The following is a 19,477-nucleotide window of genomic DNA, read 5'->3' on the forward strand; positions in this document are numbered from 1 at the left end:
TATACTTTTTTGGCTTACTTTATTTTCGTTAACAAAAACCCTGTTTCATCAGCTATAAGCGAAAAAACTCCTTTTTTGAAATCCTTTTTAAAAGTATCAACGAGGTTTTTAGAAATCCTTGAACTTTCATAATTTTCAACAATGTCATTTTTCATATCGTGAGTAAAAATACCATTTTTACCACAATTTATAGTTACAATGACTTTAGCAGGTTTTGTTAAAACCCAATAGCCATTACGGGATTCCTTTATTTGATATCCCTGATTTAAATAGCGGTCAATTGACTGCCGGTTACCTTGCATTTCAATAGTCGATGACTCAACATATTGAGGATAGATCCGTTCTGCTTTAAACATATGCAGAACCTCCTTTCTAAAATTTTACAATATTGTATCAAAATTTTATTAAAAAGTCAAATTATGTAAATTGGCATTTTTATATAACGGTTAATATATATAATATAAAATACTTTTCAGGCTATATCATAAACTTTTTATATTTTTCAGACTATAAATATTTTACATACTCATTCAATAATAAAAAAATACACTGCATTTAAAAGCAGTGTATTTAACTATATTTTTAATCTTTAGACTTTCCAAATAATGATAAAATGTTTAAAAATATGTTAATGAAATCTAAGTACAAGTCCATTGCACCATAAACATATAATTTTTCATCATTACAGAATTCACTATCATACATTAATTTAATCATATTTGTATCATAAATTGTTAATCCGAAAAATATAACTAGCATCCCCCAAGTTAAAACTATATCTAAAATTGTATTTCCCATAAATAAATTAATAAATGTTAGTACTATACCAACTGTAAGAGAAACTAAAAGTGGAGTCATCCAATTTGAGAGATCTTTATCTGTTTTATATCCAATATAAGCCAAAATACCAAACATAGCAGCAGTAGCAGAAAAGGCATAACCAATTGAAGTTATTTCGTAAGCAGAAAAAATAGTAGACAAAGTAAATCCATTTAAAAATGCATATCCAAAAAACATAATAGTAACAACTTTTGGAGAAGCTTTTTTAAAGAAGAGTGTAAACAGAATTACTATAATAATTTCAAAAATGGCAAAAGCATAATAAGCACCACTTTCAACCATATAAATATATATGTCTGAATAATATGTATATATAGCAGTGACAGCACTTGCGAGTAATCCTAAAAACATTCTAAAAAAAGTATTTGTAAGTATGGAATTAAAATCCATTGTGTGTGTTGCATTTGAAACATCAGACTCCATAAACTCACCTCCTATTAATATAATAAAATACTGTATCATATACAAGAAAAATTTACCATAATTTTCATTAAATATTCACAAAATATTTTATACCATTTCCTATAGCATTAGCCTTAAAAATAATTTTTCCGTGTTCCATCAATTTACTTTTTAGAACAATAGAATTACTAATCAAATTAGAAAATTCTGAAATTGATGTATAAAACAAATTTGTATATTTATATTCAATATTAATATTAGTAAAGACTAAATAATAAAAATTCTTATATTCATACAAAGAAATATTTTTGGCAAACCCTTTAAGGTCAGAGAGTTTACTAGAGTTACAATATGTACAAAAATTACAAAATTCGTCAAAATTATTAAATTTATAAATTGCATTTTTATATGAAGCTGAAAGAGTTTTTCTTTTGTATTTAACCTTTTTAGTTGTACTATTAGATAATGAATCATTTTTATATTTTGTCAAAGTAAAAACGATATAACCATCAGCAGTTGAAAAAGCTTCTACTAGTAATTTGCAGTTTTGAACTTTAAATCCGACTTGTTTTTCTGCTTCATTAAGAATAGTTTGAAACAGTAAATGAGCTTTATCATTATTTTTAATTAGGCTATTAACATCGATATTCTTTTCGGACAATTCATCTAAATCTATAATAATTCTAATTTTATTATCAGTAAGTTTTTCAATTTTCATATTAGAAATCCTCCTAACAATTATATGCTAATAAAACATATATTGTTTCTTTTATAATCTACTATGTACATTATACTACGAAAATCAATAGATTTAAAGAAACAAAATATGGTAATATAGACTGTAACACAAAAAATAAAAAAAATCTACAATTTGCTTGAAAAAAATGTAAAATGAATATATAATATAAAAGTCTTATAAACGCAAAAATCCGTAAGGAAAACAAAGGAGGAAAGAAATGGCTGCAAGAGATAAAAGTTTTTGGATATTATTAATATTTATTTTAAGTGGACTAGTAATAGGAGGATTATTGGGAGACTTAGCAGCAAATGTAAATGGACTATGGTGGTTATCATTTGGACAAGAATTCGGTTTAGAAAGTCCATTTGTGTTAAATTTGAGTATACTAAGTATAACATTTGCATTTTCAATAAAAATAAATATCGCAAGTATAATAGGAATGGCAATTGCAATATTTATTTATAGAAAAATATAATAAAAAAGAGGTAAAATAGGGGCGGAAAGGAAGCAAAATTGACAATAAAAGAATTACCTCAAAGTGAGAGACCATATGAAAAACTAGAGTTATATGGAGAAAAAAGCTTAAGTAATGCAGAATTATTAGCAATAATAATAAAAACAGGAACAAAGGAATATACAAGTGTTGATATAGCGAGAAAAATACTAAATTTAAATGAAATGTATGACGAAACAAGCTTATCATTCCTAAGAGATTTGAGCATTGAAGAAATAACAAAAATAAAAGGAATGGGAAGAATAAAAGCCATACAATTAAAGGCAATATGTGAACTTGCAAACAGAATGAATAAACCGTCCAACTATAAAAAAACACAAATAAAAGAACCAAATGATATTGTAAAAATACTAATGAATGAAATGCAGTATGAAAAAAAGGAAATAGCCAAGATAATATTACTAGACACAAAAAACAACATACTAAAAATAAAAGATGTTGCAATAGGTGGAAATAACTTTGTAAATATAGGAACTAAAGATATATTATCAGAAGCAGTAAAAATAAATGCACCTAAAATAATACTTGTTCATAATCATCCAAGTGGAAATTCAAATCCTAGTTTGCAAGACATAGAAGTTACCAACAAACTAGAAATGTCAGCTAAACTATTAGGAATAAAATTATTAGATCATATAGTAATTGGAAAAGGAGAATATACAAGTATAAAATCCATACAAAAATGGAAAACAAAAATAGAAGGGAAGTAGAGAAAATGAAACTATTTACATTTGGTTCAAAAGACATAGGAATTGATTTAGGAACAGCAAATATTTTAATGACATTAAAAGGAAAAGGTATAGTTCTAAAAGAACCTTCAGTTGTAGCTATAGATAGAAAAAATGGTGAAATAAAAGCAACAGGTTATGAGGCAAAAGAAATGTTAGGTAGAACACCAGAAGATATTAAAGCTGTAAGACCTTTAAAAGATGGAGTAATAGCGGATTTTACAGCAACTGGATTGATGCTTAAAAATATGATAAGAAAAGTGTCATCAAGATATAGTATTGGCAGACCAAGAGTAGTAGTTGGAGTGCCATCAGGAATAACAGAAGTTGAAGAAAGAGCAGTTGAAGAATCTATAATGCAAGCAGGAGCAAGAGAGGTGTACATTATAGAAGAACCAATGGCTGCAGCAATAGGAGCAGGGATTAATATAACAGAACCAAGTGGAAGCATGATAGTAGACATTGGTGGTGGAACTACAGAAGTTGCAGTAATATCGCTTGGAGGAATAGTTGTAAGCAACTCTTTAAGAATTGCTGGAGATGAATTGGATGAAGATATAGTAAATTATATAAGGAGAGAAGAAAATTTATCAATTGGAGAAACAACTGCTGAACAGATAAAAATGCAAATTGGATGTGCAACACCACTTATGACAGATATGTCAATGGAAATAAGAGGTAGAGATTTAGTAACAGGGCTTCCAAGAAATATAACTATAAAATCATCTCAAATAATGGAAGCAATATCAGAATCAATTTCAAAAATAGTAGAAACAGTAAAACAAACACTAGAAAAAACTCCACCAGAATTATCAGCCGATTTAGTAGAAAAAGGAATATATTTGGCAGGTGGAGGAGCATTAATTCAAAATTTAGATAAATTACTAAGTCAAGAGACAAATATGCCTGTTTATGTTGCAAACTCACCATTAGAATGTGTTGTAAATGGAACAGGAAAAACATTAGAGGATTTAGAAAAACTAAAAACAGTTTTAATAAATAGTAGAAAAAGAAGATAGAAAAAGAAAGGATAAATTATTATGTATAAAAATAAAAAGGGCGAAATAATAGGAATTATAGTAACTTTAATAGTATTAATATTACTAGTTATTTTAACAAATACAGAAAACAGTAATTTATCTTATGTCGAAAATGTAGCAAATAAATTAGTTAATCCATTACAAAATGGACTAACTTACGTAAAAAACAGAATACATGGAAATTCATCTTTTTTTACAAATATAAATGAATTAAAAACAGAAAATGATGAATTAAAAAATAAGAATAACCAATTAGAAGAAACACTAAGAGAGTTGGAGACAATTAAAGCGGAAAATCAAACTTTAAAAGAATATTTGGATTTAACAAAAAAATATACTGATTATAAAACAGTTGCAGCAGATGTAATAAGTAGAGATATTAGTAATTATTCAAAAACAATAGTAATAAATGCAGGAACTAAAAGTGGAATAAAAGAAAACATGACAGTAATTGCCGCAGATGGATTAGTGGGGTACGTAATATCAGCTACTGATACAACTTCGAAAGTTCAAACAATTATAGATTCTTCTAGCAATACAAGCGGTATTTTAAGCTCATCAAGAGAAAGTGTTGTATGTAAAGGACAGTTAGAAGAATGCAATAGTTTAAAAGCTGTATATATTCCAACAGATGCAACAGTCGCACAAGGAGATAGTGTTGAAACATCAGGACTTGGAGGAATATATCCTAAGGGAATTCATATAGGAAAAATATCAAAAGTAGTAAATACAACAAACCTTAATGATAGATATGCAATGGTTGAAACAGCTGTAAATTTCAATAAATTAGAAACAGTTTTAGTAATAACAAATTAGCAAAAAGGGAGGATAGGTAAAGTGAAAAAAGTATTAATAAATATATTTTTAGTAATATCATTCATAATTATATATTTTATACAAATAAACCTATTCTCTTGGTTAAAAATTGCACGGAGTAATGCCAAATTTATTTATAATATTTATACTTTTTATAGGACTTTTTTATAGTAGAACAGCTGGAATGACATATGGAATTGGTATTCGGAATAATGCTAGATTTATTTATAGGTAGAAAAGTAGGAATTACAGCAATAATGCTTGGAGCAGTTGGATTTATTGGTGGAATGTTTGATAAAAATTTCTCAAAAGAAAGTAGAATAACAATAATCATAATGGTTGTAGTAAGCACCTTTATTTATGAGATAGGTGCATATTTAATTGGATGCGTAATATATGGATATGCTGTAGAATTAATAAGTTTTATAAAAATATTATTAATAGAAATATTATACAATATTATAATAACTATAATATTATATCCATTAATACAAAAATTCGGATATCAAATTGAAGAAGAATACAAGGGAAATAAAATTTTGACAAGATATTTTTAAACAGCTCTAAATAAATTGGCAAGAGAAGGTGAAATATTGAAAAGAAAAATAAAAAAAGAACATACAAATTTTAGATTTAATATTTTAACTATTATAGTATACATTATAGGAATCATATTAATAATAAAATTATTTGAGCTGCAGATTATAAAAGGCTCTCAATATAGAGAAATTTCAAACACAAGACTTTCTAGGGAAAGCACACTAGAAGCTTCAAGAGGAGAGATTTTAGATAGGTCAGGAAACATTTTAGCAACAAGTACAAGTTCGTTTAATATAGAAATGTATAAAACTAAATCAGATGATGAAACATTAAATAAATGCATTTTAAACATTATAAATTTATTTGAAAGCAATCAAGTTAATTATCCTAACAATTTTCCGGTAAATGATGAATGTACAGGTTATACAATAGAAGGAGATACATTAAAAAAATGGCTTGCAAAATATAAATTAGCTGAAAATACAAAAGCAGAAGATACAATTACATATTTTAAAAACAAATATGGTATAAAATCGTCAGATATAAAAGAGGCAAGAAAGATAATATCAATTAGATATGAAATGACAACGAAAGGATATAGTAGTACAAGGTCATTGAGTCTTACAGAAAATGTATCAAGAGAAGTGGTTGCTCAAATTAGCGAAAGAAATTCGGAATTTCCAGGAGTTACAATAACAACGCAAAGTTCTAGAAAATATAATTATGGAAGTTTAGCATCACATATATTAGGATATATCGGAAAGATAAGTGAAAAAGAATATAATGAAGCACAAGATATATATGGAAATGATGATTATGTGGGAAGAACAGGAATAGAATCATTATTTGAAAATTATTTAAGAGGAAAAAAAGGAAAAGAAGAAATAGAAATGACAGTTGATGGAACAGTAACAGGAGAAACAGTTACAAAAGAACCAGAACAGGGATCAACTGTTGTATTAACAATAGATTCAAAATTACAAGAAGTTGCTGAAACAGCATTAAAGAATAATATAGAAAAAATAAAAAATGGTGGTTTTTCAAATAGGTATGATGCCAAAGGTGGTTGTGTTGCAGTAATAGATGTCCATTCTGGTGAAATACTTGCAATGGCGAGTTATCCAGATTACGATCCAAATTTATGGGTTGGAGGAATAAGTGTAGCAGATTATAACCAAATAAAGGAAAATAATTCGTTATTTAATAAAGCAATATCTGGTTCTTATGCACCAGGTTCAATATTTAAAATGGTAACAGCATTGGCAGGACTAGAATCGGGAGTAATATCAACAACGGAAAAAATAAATGATACAGGTATATATACAAAATACAGGGATTATCAACCAAGATGTTGGTATTACAATAGTTATCATAGAGGACATGGATATTTAGACGTTTCTGGTGCTATAGAGAAATCTTGTAACTATTTCTTTTATGAAACTGGAAACAGAATGGGAATAGGAACATTAGATAAATATGCAAACTATTTTGGTTTAGGTAGAAAAACGGGTATAGAGCTACCAAGCGAGACCGCTGGAACTTTGGCTTCGCCTGAAGCAGCAAAAAAATTAAATGAAACATGGTCATCAGGTCAAACTTTGCAAGCAGCAATAGGCCAAAGTTATAATAATTTTTCACCTATTCAACTAGTTAAATATATAGGAATGGTAGCGAATGGTGGAAATAAAATAAAACCAACACTAATAAAGAGAATATTAAACGCAGATGGAACTGAAAGTGCTAAATCTGAAATAAATCAATATGTAAAAGAAAAACTAGGATTAGATGATGATAATACAGAAGATTTAACTTTTTCACAATCAAATATAAACGCAGTATTAGAAGGAATGAGGTCAGTTACTGAAGAAGGTGGAACTGCAAGTAGTATATTTAAAAACTTTGATATAGAAGTTGGAGGAAAAACAGGATCAGCAGAGGCTGGACAAAATGTAAATGCTTGGTTCGCTGGATTTGCACCATTTAATGACCCTGAAATAGCGGTTGTAGTAATGGTTGAAAATGGTGGACACGGATTTTATACAGCAGAAGTTGCAAGAGAGATAATTGCAGAGTATTTTGGAATGAATATAAATTCAAATGAAATACAAGAATCAAACCAGGCAACAAACTATGTAGAGACAATACAATAAAGAGGGAGATAATAATGAGAAATTGTATAAATGTAAGTCAAAAAAATAATTTGGTAATTATAAAAATACATCCAGAGGCAAAAATTGAAGACATAATACCACAAATAAGAAAAAAAGCATCACAATTACAAAAAATATACAAACAAGAAAAAACACCAATAATGATTACGGGAAAAGTACTTAAAAACAAGGAAATGGATGAAATTGAAAAAATAATCAAAGAAAAACTAGAAGTAGAAGTTGATTTTGATATGCCAAAAGAATTGGGCCTTCATAATATCAAAAAAACATTTATACAAGAAGTGTCAATATCAGAAACAAAGTTTCACAGAGGATCATTAAGGTCTGGTCAAAAAATAGAAGAAGACGGAAGTATTGTAATAATAGGAGATGTAAATTCAGGAGCAGAAGTAGTTGCAGCTGATAATATAATTGTACTTGGGACACTTAGAGGTTTAGCTCATGCAGGGGCAAAAGGAAATGCAAAAGCTATAATTGCAGCAGGAAAATTAGACACAGTTCAACTTCGTATTGCTAATATTGTTAGAGAAATTGATAGAGATGAAGAACCTCTTCATAGACAAGCATATGTTTATATAGAAGATAACAAAGTTGTAATTGAATAAATTTTTATTGGTAGCAGAAGATATTATAGGTTCTTTTGTGGAGCACTAAAAAAGGGACCAAAAAGAACCGGTCCCAATGGTCCATTAACTTAAAAGTAACAAAATTAAACTAATGAATAGTTCATCATCTTTTACACCTTCTTGATACAAAAAGAAAATTAAGCAAATTAAAAGAATATCATCAAAATAAAGTTTTAAACCAAATAATTCAAAAAAATAGTCAGAGTTAGAATCTGATTTTTTTGAATTATTTTTTTCGTCCAAATTATCAATATTGTTATGTAAAGTATCAGAATTACCTTGAGTGTTATTATGATATTTATTCACATTATTATGTAAAGAATTACGGGAATTGCTTTTTTCCGTAGAAGCAGAAAGACGATTACTATAATTAGCATATGGGCGATTATAATAATTACTGTAATAATTATTGTAAAAAAAAGGATAGCGAAAAATAGGCATTAACTTCCAGCTCCTTTTTCATTTTTAAATAAATTAGATATTTGTGTAATTTTAAATAAATTTACATACTGATCTATTTTTTTCTGCTTACTTTCTCTAAGATATGGTTTTAGAGAGTAAAGTAGTTTACTTCTTGGGTCATCTTTTTTATTAAGAGTTTCCATAATTGTTTTTATTTTTAAAATAGTTTCAAAATCTATATTATTTGTTGAAGAATTATTGGTATCAGTTGAATTATGAGGGTTTACCGAATTATTTGAGTTGGACAAGTTTGAATTAGCAGAAGAATTATCTTGAGGATTGCTTTTTAAAATATTAGCCAGATTTCCAATCATTTCAGGAGTTATATTCAGATTTTGCGACTCATTTATATTTTCTGAATTATTTGAACTATCAGATTTTTGTGTATTATTAAGAATGTTCTTAAAATTATTAATAATATTTGAAATATTGTCTTCTGCCATAAAACTCATCTCCTTTAATTTAACTCATATTATTTTTAGAATTTAAAGCTTGAATTATTCGCTGTTTTTCTTCTGGACTTAAAATTTGATTTAATTGATTTAGCCCATTTGATAACTGATTTTTGTCCATTTTATTTAACATACTCATTAAATAAGAAATATCGACATTATTCATATTCTTCACCTCTTTATAATTATATTATATGAGACATAAAAATATGTGTTAATAAAATTAACTATATTACATAAAAAGTTACAAAAAATGTAAAAAACTATTGCAAAAAAGCCTGAAAAGCTTTATAATAAGAAGTATGGTGTATAATTATGTCCAAAATAAAAAATGTAACATAATTGTAATAAAAATTTAATAAAAAAGTCAAAGAAAAACGAAAAAAAGCATCCGTAAAGATAGAGAAGAGACTATCACAGAGCGAAAACGGATTGAAGGCTTGAATTATTGACTTAAAAATAGCACTTTTATATAATAACATAAGTATGAAGTGTACAAAAAAGGGAGGAATTTAATATGAACAGTACAAGAACAAATTTAATCAATAAAATTTGTGCGATCCTAGCGATATTTGCATTAACAGTTTCAGACTTTGTATTTGTTGGAAAATCAGCAGTAAGTTATGCTATAGATGTAGTAAAAACAAATCATGCAAATGTCGAATTTTCTGCGTATTTTCAAGATGAAAACGGAGAAAAAATACAAAGAATCGAAGAAAATATAGATAAAGAAGCATATCTATATGTAGATGTATCGGTTAAAAATGAAGGATATTTCGATGGAGAAATAAAAGTGGCAGATGGAAACTTTAATGTAAAAAGTGACGAAATATCTGATGGAGTAAGTGAGATAAAAGATAATGTTGTAAAATTAAAACAAATAAATGCTGGAAGTACGTCAAAAATTAAGTTAGCAATCGAAGCTAAAAAAGAAAACAGCATAAATGCATCAACATTAGATGGTAAAACAAAAATCGAATTAAATGGTCAATACATTAACAGTAAAAATGTTGAAAAAAATAAATATATAGAAATAAGCGGAAACGATGAAGTAGATGTAAAATGGAAATCAAGTGATGATTCAAAAATAGAGCTTGATGGAAGATTGCTTACAAACTCTATATATGAAATTGAAGGAGAAAATAAAAGGTTGGTACAGATGGTAGTAAACAGCAAAGTAGCAAACAATAGCTACCCTGTAAAAACTACAGAATTGTCACTAAATGTTCCTGAAAAAGTTGAAAACGTAAAAGTAACAGCAAGAAGTGTAAAAGGAACAAATAACCAAGCTGAATTTGGAGAATCAAACTATGAATACAAGAAAGAAGAAAAGAAACTAACAATAAAAGTATCAAATGAGAATACAGACCAAATAAGCTGGGAAAAAGATGCAGTGGATACATTTGTTGTAACATATGTGCTAAATCCAAGTGAAAACATTGCAAATGAAGATATTCAAATAGATGACAAAATAACATTACATGATGGAAAAGAATTAACAGACTCAAAAAATGTTCATATTGAAGAAGAAATAGATGGAGTAATATCAAGTACAATAGAGAGTAGTGAAAATGAAATCTATAAAGGAAAGATATATACAGGAGAAGAAAGAGACTATACAGAAATAAACAAAATAAATGTAGATTATATAGAATCAGAAGACAAAATAGAAATAGAACAAAAAGCAGCAACATACTTAGAAGGAGAAAATGAAAAAGATGCAAACATTCTATATAAAGAAACAAAAATAAGCAAAGATGAATTCTTAAAAATCTTTGGAGAAAATGGATATATAACAATAAAATCTTCAGAAGGTACAGTAATATCAAATATAAACAAAGATACAGAAGCAAATGAAGAAGGAAAAATAGTAGTAACATATCCAGATGGACAAAAAGAATTAAAAATAGAAACAAGTAAACCTGAAAACATAGGAACATTAAATATAGAAAATACAAGAGCTATAATTGATGCAGGATATGGAAGAGATGAAATAAAGAATATAGTAGGAATAAAAGAAAGAGTAACAACAAATACAAAAGTTGCAGAAAAAATAATAACATTAAAAGAAACAGAAACAGTAGGAAACATGTCTGTAGATGTAGAAAAAATTTCAACAGTAGCAAATAGTCAAACAATAACAGTAGATGCAACATTAGATGCAAGTGATGAAAGTAAAGATCTATATAAAAATCCTACAGTAACAATAAAATTACCAAAAGAAATGACATTAATAAAAGCACAATATGCAACATTATATAAAAATGGACTAGAAGTAGAAAGTGCAAAAACAAGTAAAACATCAAATGGAGAAAGTCAAATAAGTGTCAAATTTAAAGGTGAACAACAAAAATATGATGTAGCAGGTGGAACAAAGGTAAGCTTTAAATTAGAAGTATCAACAGATAAATTAACACCAAGTAAAAAGAGTCAAATTGAAATGATATACTCAAACGAAAATAAAAATGAAGAAAAAACATCAAATACAGAAATTAGTTTTGAATCACAATATGGAATAATGATATATAACCAAATAGTAAATTACAATGATGGAAATTCAATTGTAACAGTAGATAAAGAAACAGCATATGGAGAATTAAGTACAAATGCACCTGAAAAAGAAATGGTAATAAATACTGCTTTAATAAATAACTATGGAGAAAATGTAACAGATGTAACATTAATAGGACAGATACCAGCTAATCAAGATGAAGAAAGCTATGTAGCAAAGTTAAATGAATTAAAAACTAATAATGAAAAATTAAAAATATATTATTCAAATAAAAAGGATGCTAAAGCAGAAGACGAAAGTTGGGGAGAATATAAAGAAGATGCAGTATGCTACAAAGTAGTAGTAGATGAAATGGAAAAAGAAGAGGTATTAAAATTAAATGTACCAGTTACAATTCCTGAAAATATAAAATATAACAAAAAAGGAACATTTTCATCTGTAGTAACAGCAGATTATAAAGGAAACATAGAAAGTAATACTTCAAATATAATATTAGCAACAAAAACAAGTATGGCAGAAAGTTCAAAAGAAAGAGAAGTTTCTAACGAAACAGAAACAGGATTTAATACAAAAATTAGTGCTTCAGTTGGAAATGACAGTTTATCAGAAAATGATAATATTTATGAAGGACAAACAATCAGATATAAAGTAACATTAATAAACAATACAGGAAAAGATTATACAAATGTAACTGTAAAGGCTAATCAAAAAAATGGATATGTATGGGATAATGTAGAAAAAGAAGGAACAAACCCATATTATGGAACAACAACAAGAGAACATTTCTATGAAATTTCAGATTCAAATGATATTACATTAGGAAAAATTGAAAGTTTAAAAAATGGAGAAAGCTATACATATGAATATGAAGCTTCTGTATATACTTTAAACAACGAAAAAATAGATGGAAATAAGACTTTTGGAACAATAACAGCAATTTCAGATGACAAATCATTAAATGAAACAATTTCAACAATAAAGAATAACATTAAAAATGCTGAATTACAAGTAAATATACTTAATGGTTCTTCAAATGAAATAGAATTGCCAAGTGGTAGTGCAATAAAATCTGTATTATCAATTAAAAACTTAACAAATCAGGCATTAACAGATATGGATGTAAAAGTAGCATATTCAAAAGGACTAGAATCTAGTGTGAAAATAATAGAAGAATATGAAGGAAATGTGTTATATGAAGGAAAAGAGACAAACAGTGATGGAATAACAATAATGACATTAAAAATAAAATCTATTGGAGCAAATGAAACAATAAACTTAGAAATGTTCCCAGCAACAGAATATGATCTTGGAAATGAAAAGAGCTTAGATGTTTGGATATTAGGAGAAGTAATAACATCAGAAAAAAATAGTTATATTTCTAATAAATTTGAAAAAACAGTAAAAGATTATACACCAAATATAGAACTAGCTCAACAAGGAAATTTTGAAGACGGAAAAACAATAGATGTTAAAGTTGATAAAATAAATGATGGAGAAAAAATAGGATTTAAAGCAACAATAACAAATCATGAAGAAAATGAATATACAGTACAAATAGAATACCTTTTAGATAAAATGATAGATGTTCAAAGTGCAAAAATTCAAAGCCAAAGTGGAGAAGAAGATGTATTAAATCAAATTACATATAATGATTTGAAAAAAGATACACAAACAATTAAACCAGGGGAAACAGTGACATTGAACTTAGAAGGTGTTGTTGATGCGGTAGAAACGGAATCAATAACAAACAATTTAAAAGTTATCGACAATGTAAGTGGAAGAATAATAAAAAATAGTCAAACATTTTCTGTCAATAAAGGAGAAGATATAGACGAACCAGATGAAGATAACAATGATAATAACAATAATGGAGACAATAACAATGGTGACAACAATAATAACCAAAATAATAATAACGGAAATAATTCTAATTCTGGAAATAACCAAGATAATAACCAAAATGAAGGTATAACATATACTGTATCTGGAAAGGCTTGGATAGACAATGATAAAGATGGTATTAGAAGTTCCACTGATGAACCAAAAGGAGAAATTGAAGTAACTGCCATGGATGCTGAAACAGGGAAAATAGTAGGTAATACAAAAACATCAGCAGACGGAACATATAGTCTTCAATTACCAAAAGGAAAATATATGATTATATTTAAATATGATAGTAATCTATATACAACAACTGTATATCAAGCAGAAAATGCAAATCAGACAGAAAACTCAGATGCACTAGAAAGAAAAGTTTCAATAGATGGAAACACAATAACAGCAGGAGCAACAGATACATTTATGCTAGAAGAAAATATATCTAATTTAGATATAGGATTAGTTTTAAGAAGTTCATTTGATTTGAAATTACAAAAATATGTAAGCAAGATAACAATAAATAATGATACAAAAACACAAAACTATGAACAAAAAGATAATACAACATTAGCCAAAGCAGAAATTAAATCTAAAAACTTAAATGGTTCACTAGTTGTAATAGAATATAAAATAAAAGTAACAAACGTAGGTGAAGTTGCAGGATATGCTAGAAATATAGTTGATTATATGCCAGCAACATTAAATTTTAACTCAAGTCTAAATTCTGATTGGTACATATCAGGAAATAACTTGTATAATACAAGTTTGGCAAATACAAAGATCGAACCAGGGGAAACAAAAGAGTTAACATTAGTATTAACAAAAACAATGACAGAATCAAATACTGGTTTGGTAAATAACAAAGCAGAAATTGCAGAAAGTTCAAATGAACTAGGAATTAAAGATGAGACAAATGAAAAAGGTTCAGCAGATGTAATCATAAGTGTAAGTACAGGAGCATTAGTAAATTATGTTGCAACAACAGTAATTACATTAATTATATTAGCAGGATTAGCATATTTAGTAAATAAAAAATATTTAAGTAAAAAAATATAAGTTGGAGGTGGAATGAATGATAAAGAAATATAGAAATGGTATAATAGCTACTTTAATTAGTATTGTATTTTTAGTAGCAATATATGTATTGACTGGTCATGTGTATTCACAAATGTACAATCCATCTTCAGAAAAAGAATTTATGACAGTAAAAGCTTCAGCAATCCTAGGAAAAGAATTAAATACAAATGGTCCTGTTTGGTTAGGCCTAAATTCAAAGGGAATGCTAGGATGCTTCTGGCATAAAGAAAGCGGATATAATGGACTAGGTATGAATAACCAAATTCACTCAGTTTTTGATATAAAATTTGATGATGAAAAAGGTGTAATGAAAGTGGATTCCATTATAAACGAAAATACAAAAAATGAAAAGGGTCAAATTGTTAAAGTTTCTAAAACATCTTATGAAGATGGTTCAGGTATAGTTGCAACTTTAGCAGCACATGCATCAAGAAATAATAATGCGTTATATGTACAACATGCATTATATAATGCAATAGCTTCAGGAAAAACTGTACATGAAGCAGCAATTTTAGCAGAAATGGGATGGAGTAGGCAACAAGAAAGAAGTAATCCGGCAACAGACTCAGAGATTAATGAGTATAAATACATTAAAATACAACAAGATACGAAAAAATATACTCCTACAGAACGAAAAAGTGTAGCTAAAATAGATGGAAAAGAATATACAATAATAGGACAATTTAAAATAAAATTTGGAGGAAAAGGAATCAAAAAAGTAACAGTTGGTAATGCAAAATGGCAATCAACATCAGATAAAGACATTTATTACACAACATCAGCATTATCAAGTGGATCAATTAGTTGGTCAAATGATTTCAATGCTGCAACAACAGGAAAATATAAGTTAAGTGGTAAAAAGTTTTACATAGCAGTTCTAAGCTCTAAATTACCAGAAGGAAGCCAATATACAGTAAAGATGGAACAAGATAAATTTACATACAGAAATTCAAGAATAGCTGTGTGTGTGGGAGTGCAACAACAACAAACAGGTTTCTATATGTATGATAACACTTTACAATCAGTAGAAGGAGAAGTATCTTGGAATATTAAGAGAAATGGTTTAAAGACATTATCAATATCAAAAGTTGATGAAAGAACTGGCCAAGAATTAACAGGAGCAGGATTCAAGATTTATGCAGAATTAACAGATGGAACAAAAGGTTGGGTATCAGGAGATGTCGCAGCAACAAAGACATATGGAAATAATGCAACAGAATATGCTTCAAAAACTAATATAAATAATCTAAAAAAAGGTACATATTATATATATGAAACAACAGCCCCAGATAACTGTATTTTAAGTGAACAAACAGGATATCATCAAGCTGCTAATGGCTCTAATGATTTAGCAGGAGATTGGGTATTTATAGGTACTCAAACATTAACCCAAAATTCTGGAGGAAAAGTAACATTTACAGCTACAAATAAACCTCTTGCAGCTACAGAAATTATTAAAAAAGATATGACTACAGGCCAAGTATTAACAGGAGGTAAATTCAAACTTTATGCAGTTCTAAATGATGGAACAAGAGGATGGATCTCAGGAGAGGCTTCAGGTAATAAATCATATGGGGATGCGCAAGGAGAATATGCGTCATCAACTAAAATAGAAAAATTAAAATATGGAACATATTATATATATGAAACAGAAGCACCAGGTGGATATAACATAACAAAACAAACAGGATATCACCAAGCTTCAGAAGGTTCTAGCTCTTTAACAGGAGATTGGGCATATCTAGGAAATCAAATAATTGATATTAATTTCCCAGCAGACGGCGTATTTAAATTTGAAGCTGTTAACAAAAAGGTTGTTGAGGGAATAGAAGGAGATGTTTGGGTTGATAATCCACAACATAAAAACAATATAATAAATCATATTCACGATAGTGGTGATGGAGCTAAAGCAGGAATACCAGTAGTTTTATATAATTCTGAAAACCAGGTACTTGCTACAACAACAACAGATAGTAATGGACATTATGAAATTAAAAATAAAAATGCAATATCAGGTGAAGATAAAGATATTTATTATGGTGACTTAGAAGGTGCTTGGATAGGATTTGCTTATAATAATAAAACTATCTATAACGAAGATGGAACAGTAAAAGAATATGGTTATGTAGTAGTAAATCCATATACAGGAACAGATGCAAAGGTTAATTCAAAAGCTCAAGAATGGACAATGACTAAAGAGAAACTAGATGATAATATGTTAACAGGAATAGATCAAAATAGTGCAAATCCTGGTATGGCAGTAACAAATAGAACAGACATTAAATATTATTATGACGAATCAACATACAAAGTTTCAAATATAAACTTAGGTTTAATAGAAAAACATGATGCTGATTATGATTTACAAGAAAATCTAGCATATATTAAAGTCAATATGAAAGGATATACATACACATATAAATATGGTGACTCACCTGTTAGTACATCAACAAATGTACCAACAGTCGAAGAACAAAATTCAACAAAATCATATGGAGGAAAAATATATCCATCAGATATAGTATATAATATTGCAAACCAAACAGATGAATTAAAAGTATATGTAGTATATAGTATTGATGTAACAAATAATGAAACTATGTATCTAGATGATCTTTATACAGAAGAAAGATTATATTTGGATTCTTTAGTAAATACATATGATACAAATAGATATGAATTATGTACTAACGAAAATAATTCAGATAAATCAGACTTCGCTTTATGGAGAGATGAAGGAAATGGAAAAGCAAGCTATGATGTAAATAATGAAAATAGTGTTTATAGAAATGGTATGGCAAAACAAGAAAAGAAAACATCATATATCCAATTTAGAATAAAAGAAGAAGCTTTAAGGAGAATTTTACAAGATAGAGTAACAGACGGCGAACTTGAAAATGCACCTACTGTAGCCACAGCTTCTGCATATCATGAATATTTAAGAACAGATAATGTATGGGTACATGATGAAAATGTTAGAGCATTCGAAGGAGCAAAAGGAGTCAACATTTATCCTATAACAAGTGATAATAATAAAAAGAAATACTATGTACACAAAACAATTAGCAAAAATAAGAAATCATCAGACTTATACTTAAAACTATCATTAGGAGAACAAAGAAAGATTTCTGGTACAGTATTTGAAGATACTAAAACAGAAAAAAGTGAAAAGGCTAAAACAAACTTAGGAAATGGTAGAATAGATGATTATGATGCTAATAGAGCTAAAAAGGTAACAGTTGAATTATTAAATTCAGATAAACAAAAAGTATCAAAATTATATCAAGAAAAAGATGGAAAAGTAGTATACAATGAAGATGATTTACCAGATGCTACGATGGAAACAGTAGAAGGCGGAACATACGTATTTGATGGTGTTGTACCAGGATATTATTATATAAGATTTACTTATGGTGATGGTTCACAAAAAATGATGCCAGCAGGAACAGATATAAAATCAAATGACTATAAATCTACAATAATAAATACTGAAACAGATGGAGCTGGAGATACAATTAAAAATGCAATGGAAGTAAGTGAAGAAGAATTAAAATCAGCACAAGCTACATTGCCAGCAAATCAAACAGAAGCTCAAAGAAAAATTGTTGAATGGTATAAATACTTAAATGATAAAAATTATTCAACTGCTGTAGATGATTTACAACAAAGAGCTAAATTTGATAATTATAAATACGGTGTTGATAAAGTATATGAATCAGAAAATGTTGTAGAAGGCTATCCTACAAGTATTAATGCATATACACCAATGACAAGTATTTCAATAGAAAATGATACAAATATTTCAACAGATGAAGGAGATGTACATAAACCTAATTATGATGGATTTAACTTTGGTTTAATAAAACAACCAAAAACAGAAATAAGATTAGATAAAAAGATAACAAATATTAAGCTTACAGCACAAACAGGTACAACTATAGTATCAGCTAATCCAACAGATAAATCTGCTATAAACTTATCAGCACTAGATAACATTACAGGAGGTAGCAAAAATGCAAGTATGGAAATTGACCAGAGTTTAATATATGGTTCATCATTAGAAACAACATATGAGATATCAATTAAAAATGAATCTGATATAGAATATATAGAAAAAGAAAATACAAGTGACTATGGAAAATATTATTATTATGGTGAACAATCAAGTACATCTAAATTAAAAACTGTAAAAGTTGAAGAAATTGTAGACGAATTAGACAAAAAATATAATTATACAGAACAAAAAAATACAATTGCAAATTTAATACATTCAAATGGAGATACAGAAACTGTAGATGTTTCAATTACACAAAATAATCCAGATGGAAGCACAGAAACAACAAATAGCCTAAAAATGACAGGATGGAAAGAATTTGAAAGTGGTGCAACAGAAACTTTAAGTTATGCGGTTACATCGTTATTATCTAAGGATAATGATACAGCATATAAAAATAATGCAAAGGTAACTTTAATATCACTTGATAAATTAACATCATTAAAGAGCAACTTTGAATGGAGTTTAGCTGAAGATAATACAGTATTCACAATTACACCACCAACAGGTAGTGATAAGAGACCTATTTACTGGATTGCAGGAACTATAGGATTGATAGTATTAGCAATAGGAATTGTATTTATAAAGAAAAAAGCATTAAAAAAATAATGTGAGTTAAAGAACGG

15 protein-coding genes are annotated in these 19,477 nt (G+C 27.9%); 9 read left to right on the plus strand and 6 right to left on the minus strand.

The window, feature by feature from the left end; all coding sequences use genetic code 11:
* Window positions 1–14 precede the first annotated feature (14 nt).
* From Q0F58_RS05350 to Q0F58_RS05360, 3 genes are all read right to left on the minus strand, one after another.
* Window positions 15–356, minus strand: a complete 342-nt coding sequence (locus tag Q0F58_RS05350; protein ID WP_294373355.1) for a hypothetical protein — start codon at window positions 354–356, stop codon at window positions 15–17.
* Window positions 357–582: 226 nt separating this feature from the next.
* Complete coding sequence (locus Q0F58_RS05355) at window positions 583–1,263, minus strand: Bax inhibitor-1/YccA family protein (RefSeq protein WP_294373358.1); 681 nt, start codon at window positions 1,261–1,263, stop codon at window positions 583–585.
* Between the two features lie 67 nt (window positions 1,264–1,330).
* Window positions 1,331–1,960 (minus strand): adaptor protein MecA, encoded by a 630-nt coding sequence (locus Q0F58_RS05360; RefSeq protein WP_294373360.1) that lies wholly within the window; start codon window positions 1,958–1,960, stop codon window positions 1,331–1,333.
* A gap of 238 nt (window positions 1,961–2,198) precedes the next feature.
* Here Q0F58_RS05360 and Q0F58_RS05365 point away from each other — a divergent pair, with 238 nt between their 5' ends.
* From Q0F58_RS05365 to minC, 7 genes are all read left to right on the plus strand, one after another.
* On the plus strand, window positions 2,199–2,456 hold the full coding sequence (locus Q0F58_RS05365; protein ID WP_294373362.1) for a DUF4321 domain-containing protein: 258 nt from the start codon (window positions 2,199–2,201) through the stop codon (window positions 2,454–2,456).
* A 38-nt stretch (window positions 2,457–2,494) separates the two neighbouring features.
* Window positions 2,495–3,205, plus strand: a complete 711-nt coding sequence (radC, locus tag Q0F58_RS05370; protein WP_294373363.1) for a DNA repair protein RadC — start codon at window positions 2,495–2,497, stop codon at window positions 3,203–3,205.
* Window positions 3,206–3,210: 5 nt separating this feature from the next.
* Window positions 3,211–4,242: a rod shape-determining protein gene (locus tag Q0F58_RS05375; protein ID WP_294373365.1), complete on the plus strand. Its 1,032-nt coding sequence runs from the start codon at window positions 3,211–3,213 to the stop codon at window positions 4,240–4,242.
* A gap of 21 nt (window positions 4,243–4,263) precedes the next feature.
* Complete coding sequence (mreC, locus tag Q0F58_RS05380; protein WP_294373367.1) at window positions 4,264–5,079, plus strand: rod shape-determining protein MreC; 816 nt, start codon at window positions 4,264–4,266, stop codon at window positions 5,077–5,079.
* A 191-nt stretch (window positions 5,080–5,270) separates the two neighbouring features.
* Window positions 5,271–5,636 (plus strand): rod shape-determining protein MreD, encoded by a 366-nt coding sequence (gene mreD, locus Q0F58_RS05385; RefSeq protein WP_294373370.1) that lies wholly within the window; start codon window positions 5,271–5,273, stop codon window positions 5,634–5,636.
* 36 nt (window positions 5,637–5,672) lie between these two features.
* Window positions 5,673–7,769 carry a penicillin-binding protein 2 gene (gene mrdA, locus Q0F58_RS05390; RefSeq protein WP_294373373.1) on the plus strand — a complete coding sequence of 699 codons (2,097 nt, stop codon included), beginning with the start codon at window positions 5,673–5,675 and terminating at the stop codon, window positions 7,767–7,769.
* Between the two features lie 14 nt (window positions 7,770–7,783).
* Window positions 7,784–8,395, plus strand: coding sequence for a septum site-determining protein MinC (minC, locus tag Q0F58_RS05395; protein ID WP_294373375.1), 612 nt, complete (start codon window positions 7,784–7,786; stop codon window positions 8,393–8,395).
* A gap of 84 nt (window positions 8,396–8,479) precedes the next feature.
* Here the strand turns inward: minC and Q0F58_RS05400 are convergent, their stop codons facing one another.
* From Q0F58_RS05400 to Q0F58_RS05410, 3 genes are read right to left on the minus strand one after another with little or no spacing between them, the layout of a single operon-like run.
* Window positions 8,480–8,857: a hypothetical protein gene (locus Q0F58_RS05400; RefSeq protein WP_294373377.1), complete on the minus strand. Its 378-nt coding sequence runs from the start codon at window positions 8,855–8,857 to the stop codon at window positions 8,480–8,482.
* The gene (locus tag Q0F58_RS05405) at window positions 8,857–9,321 is read right to left on the minus strand and encodes a hypothetical protein (RefSeq protein ID WP_294373378.1); all 465 of its coding nucleotides are present in this window, start codon (window positions 9,319–9,321) and stop codon (window positions 8,857–8,859) included. Before Q0F58_RS05405 ends, Q0F58_RS05400 begins: the two co-directional genes overlap by 1 nt.
* 19 nt (window positions 9,322–9,340) lie before the next feature.
* Complete coding sequence (locus tag Q0F58_RS05410) at window positions 9,341–9,496, minus strand: hypothetical protein (RefSeq protein ID WP_294373380.1); 156 nt, start codon at window positions 9,494–9,496, stop codon at window positions 9,341–9,343.
* 351 nt (window positions 9,497–9,847) lie between these two features.
* Here Q0F58_RS05410 and Q0F58_RS05415 point away from each other — a divergent pair, with 351 nt between their 5' ends.
* Together Q0F58_RS05415 and Q0F58_RS05420 are read left to right on the plus strand one after the other, a co-directional pair.
* A complete protein-coding gene (locus tag Q0F58_RS05415) occupies window positions 9,848–14,776 on the plus strand; it encodes an SdrD B-like domain-containing protein (protein WP_294373383.1) in 4,929 nt (1,642 codons plus the stop codon).
* 16 nt (window positions 14,777–14,792) lie between these two features.
* Entirely contained in the window at window positions 14,793–19,460 is a 4,668-nt protein-coding gene (locus Q0F58_RS05420) for a collagen binding domain-containing protein (protein WP_294373385.1), read from the plus strand.
* The last annotated feature ends 17 nt before the right edge of the window (window positions 19,461–19,477 follow it).

Source organism: uncultured Clostridium sp., assembly GCF_934754915.1.
Taxonomy (GTDB): Bacteria; Bacillota; Clostridia; order Clostridiales; family Clostridiaceae; genus Clostridium.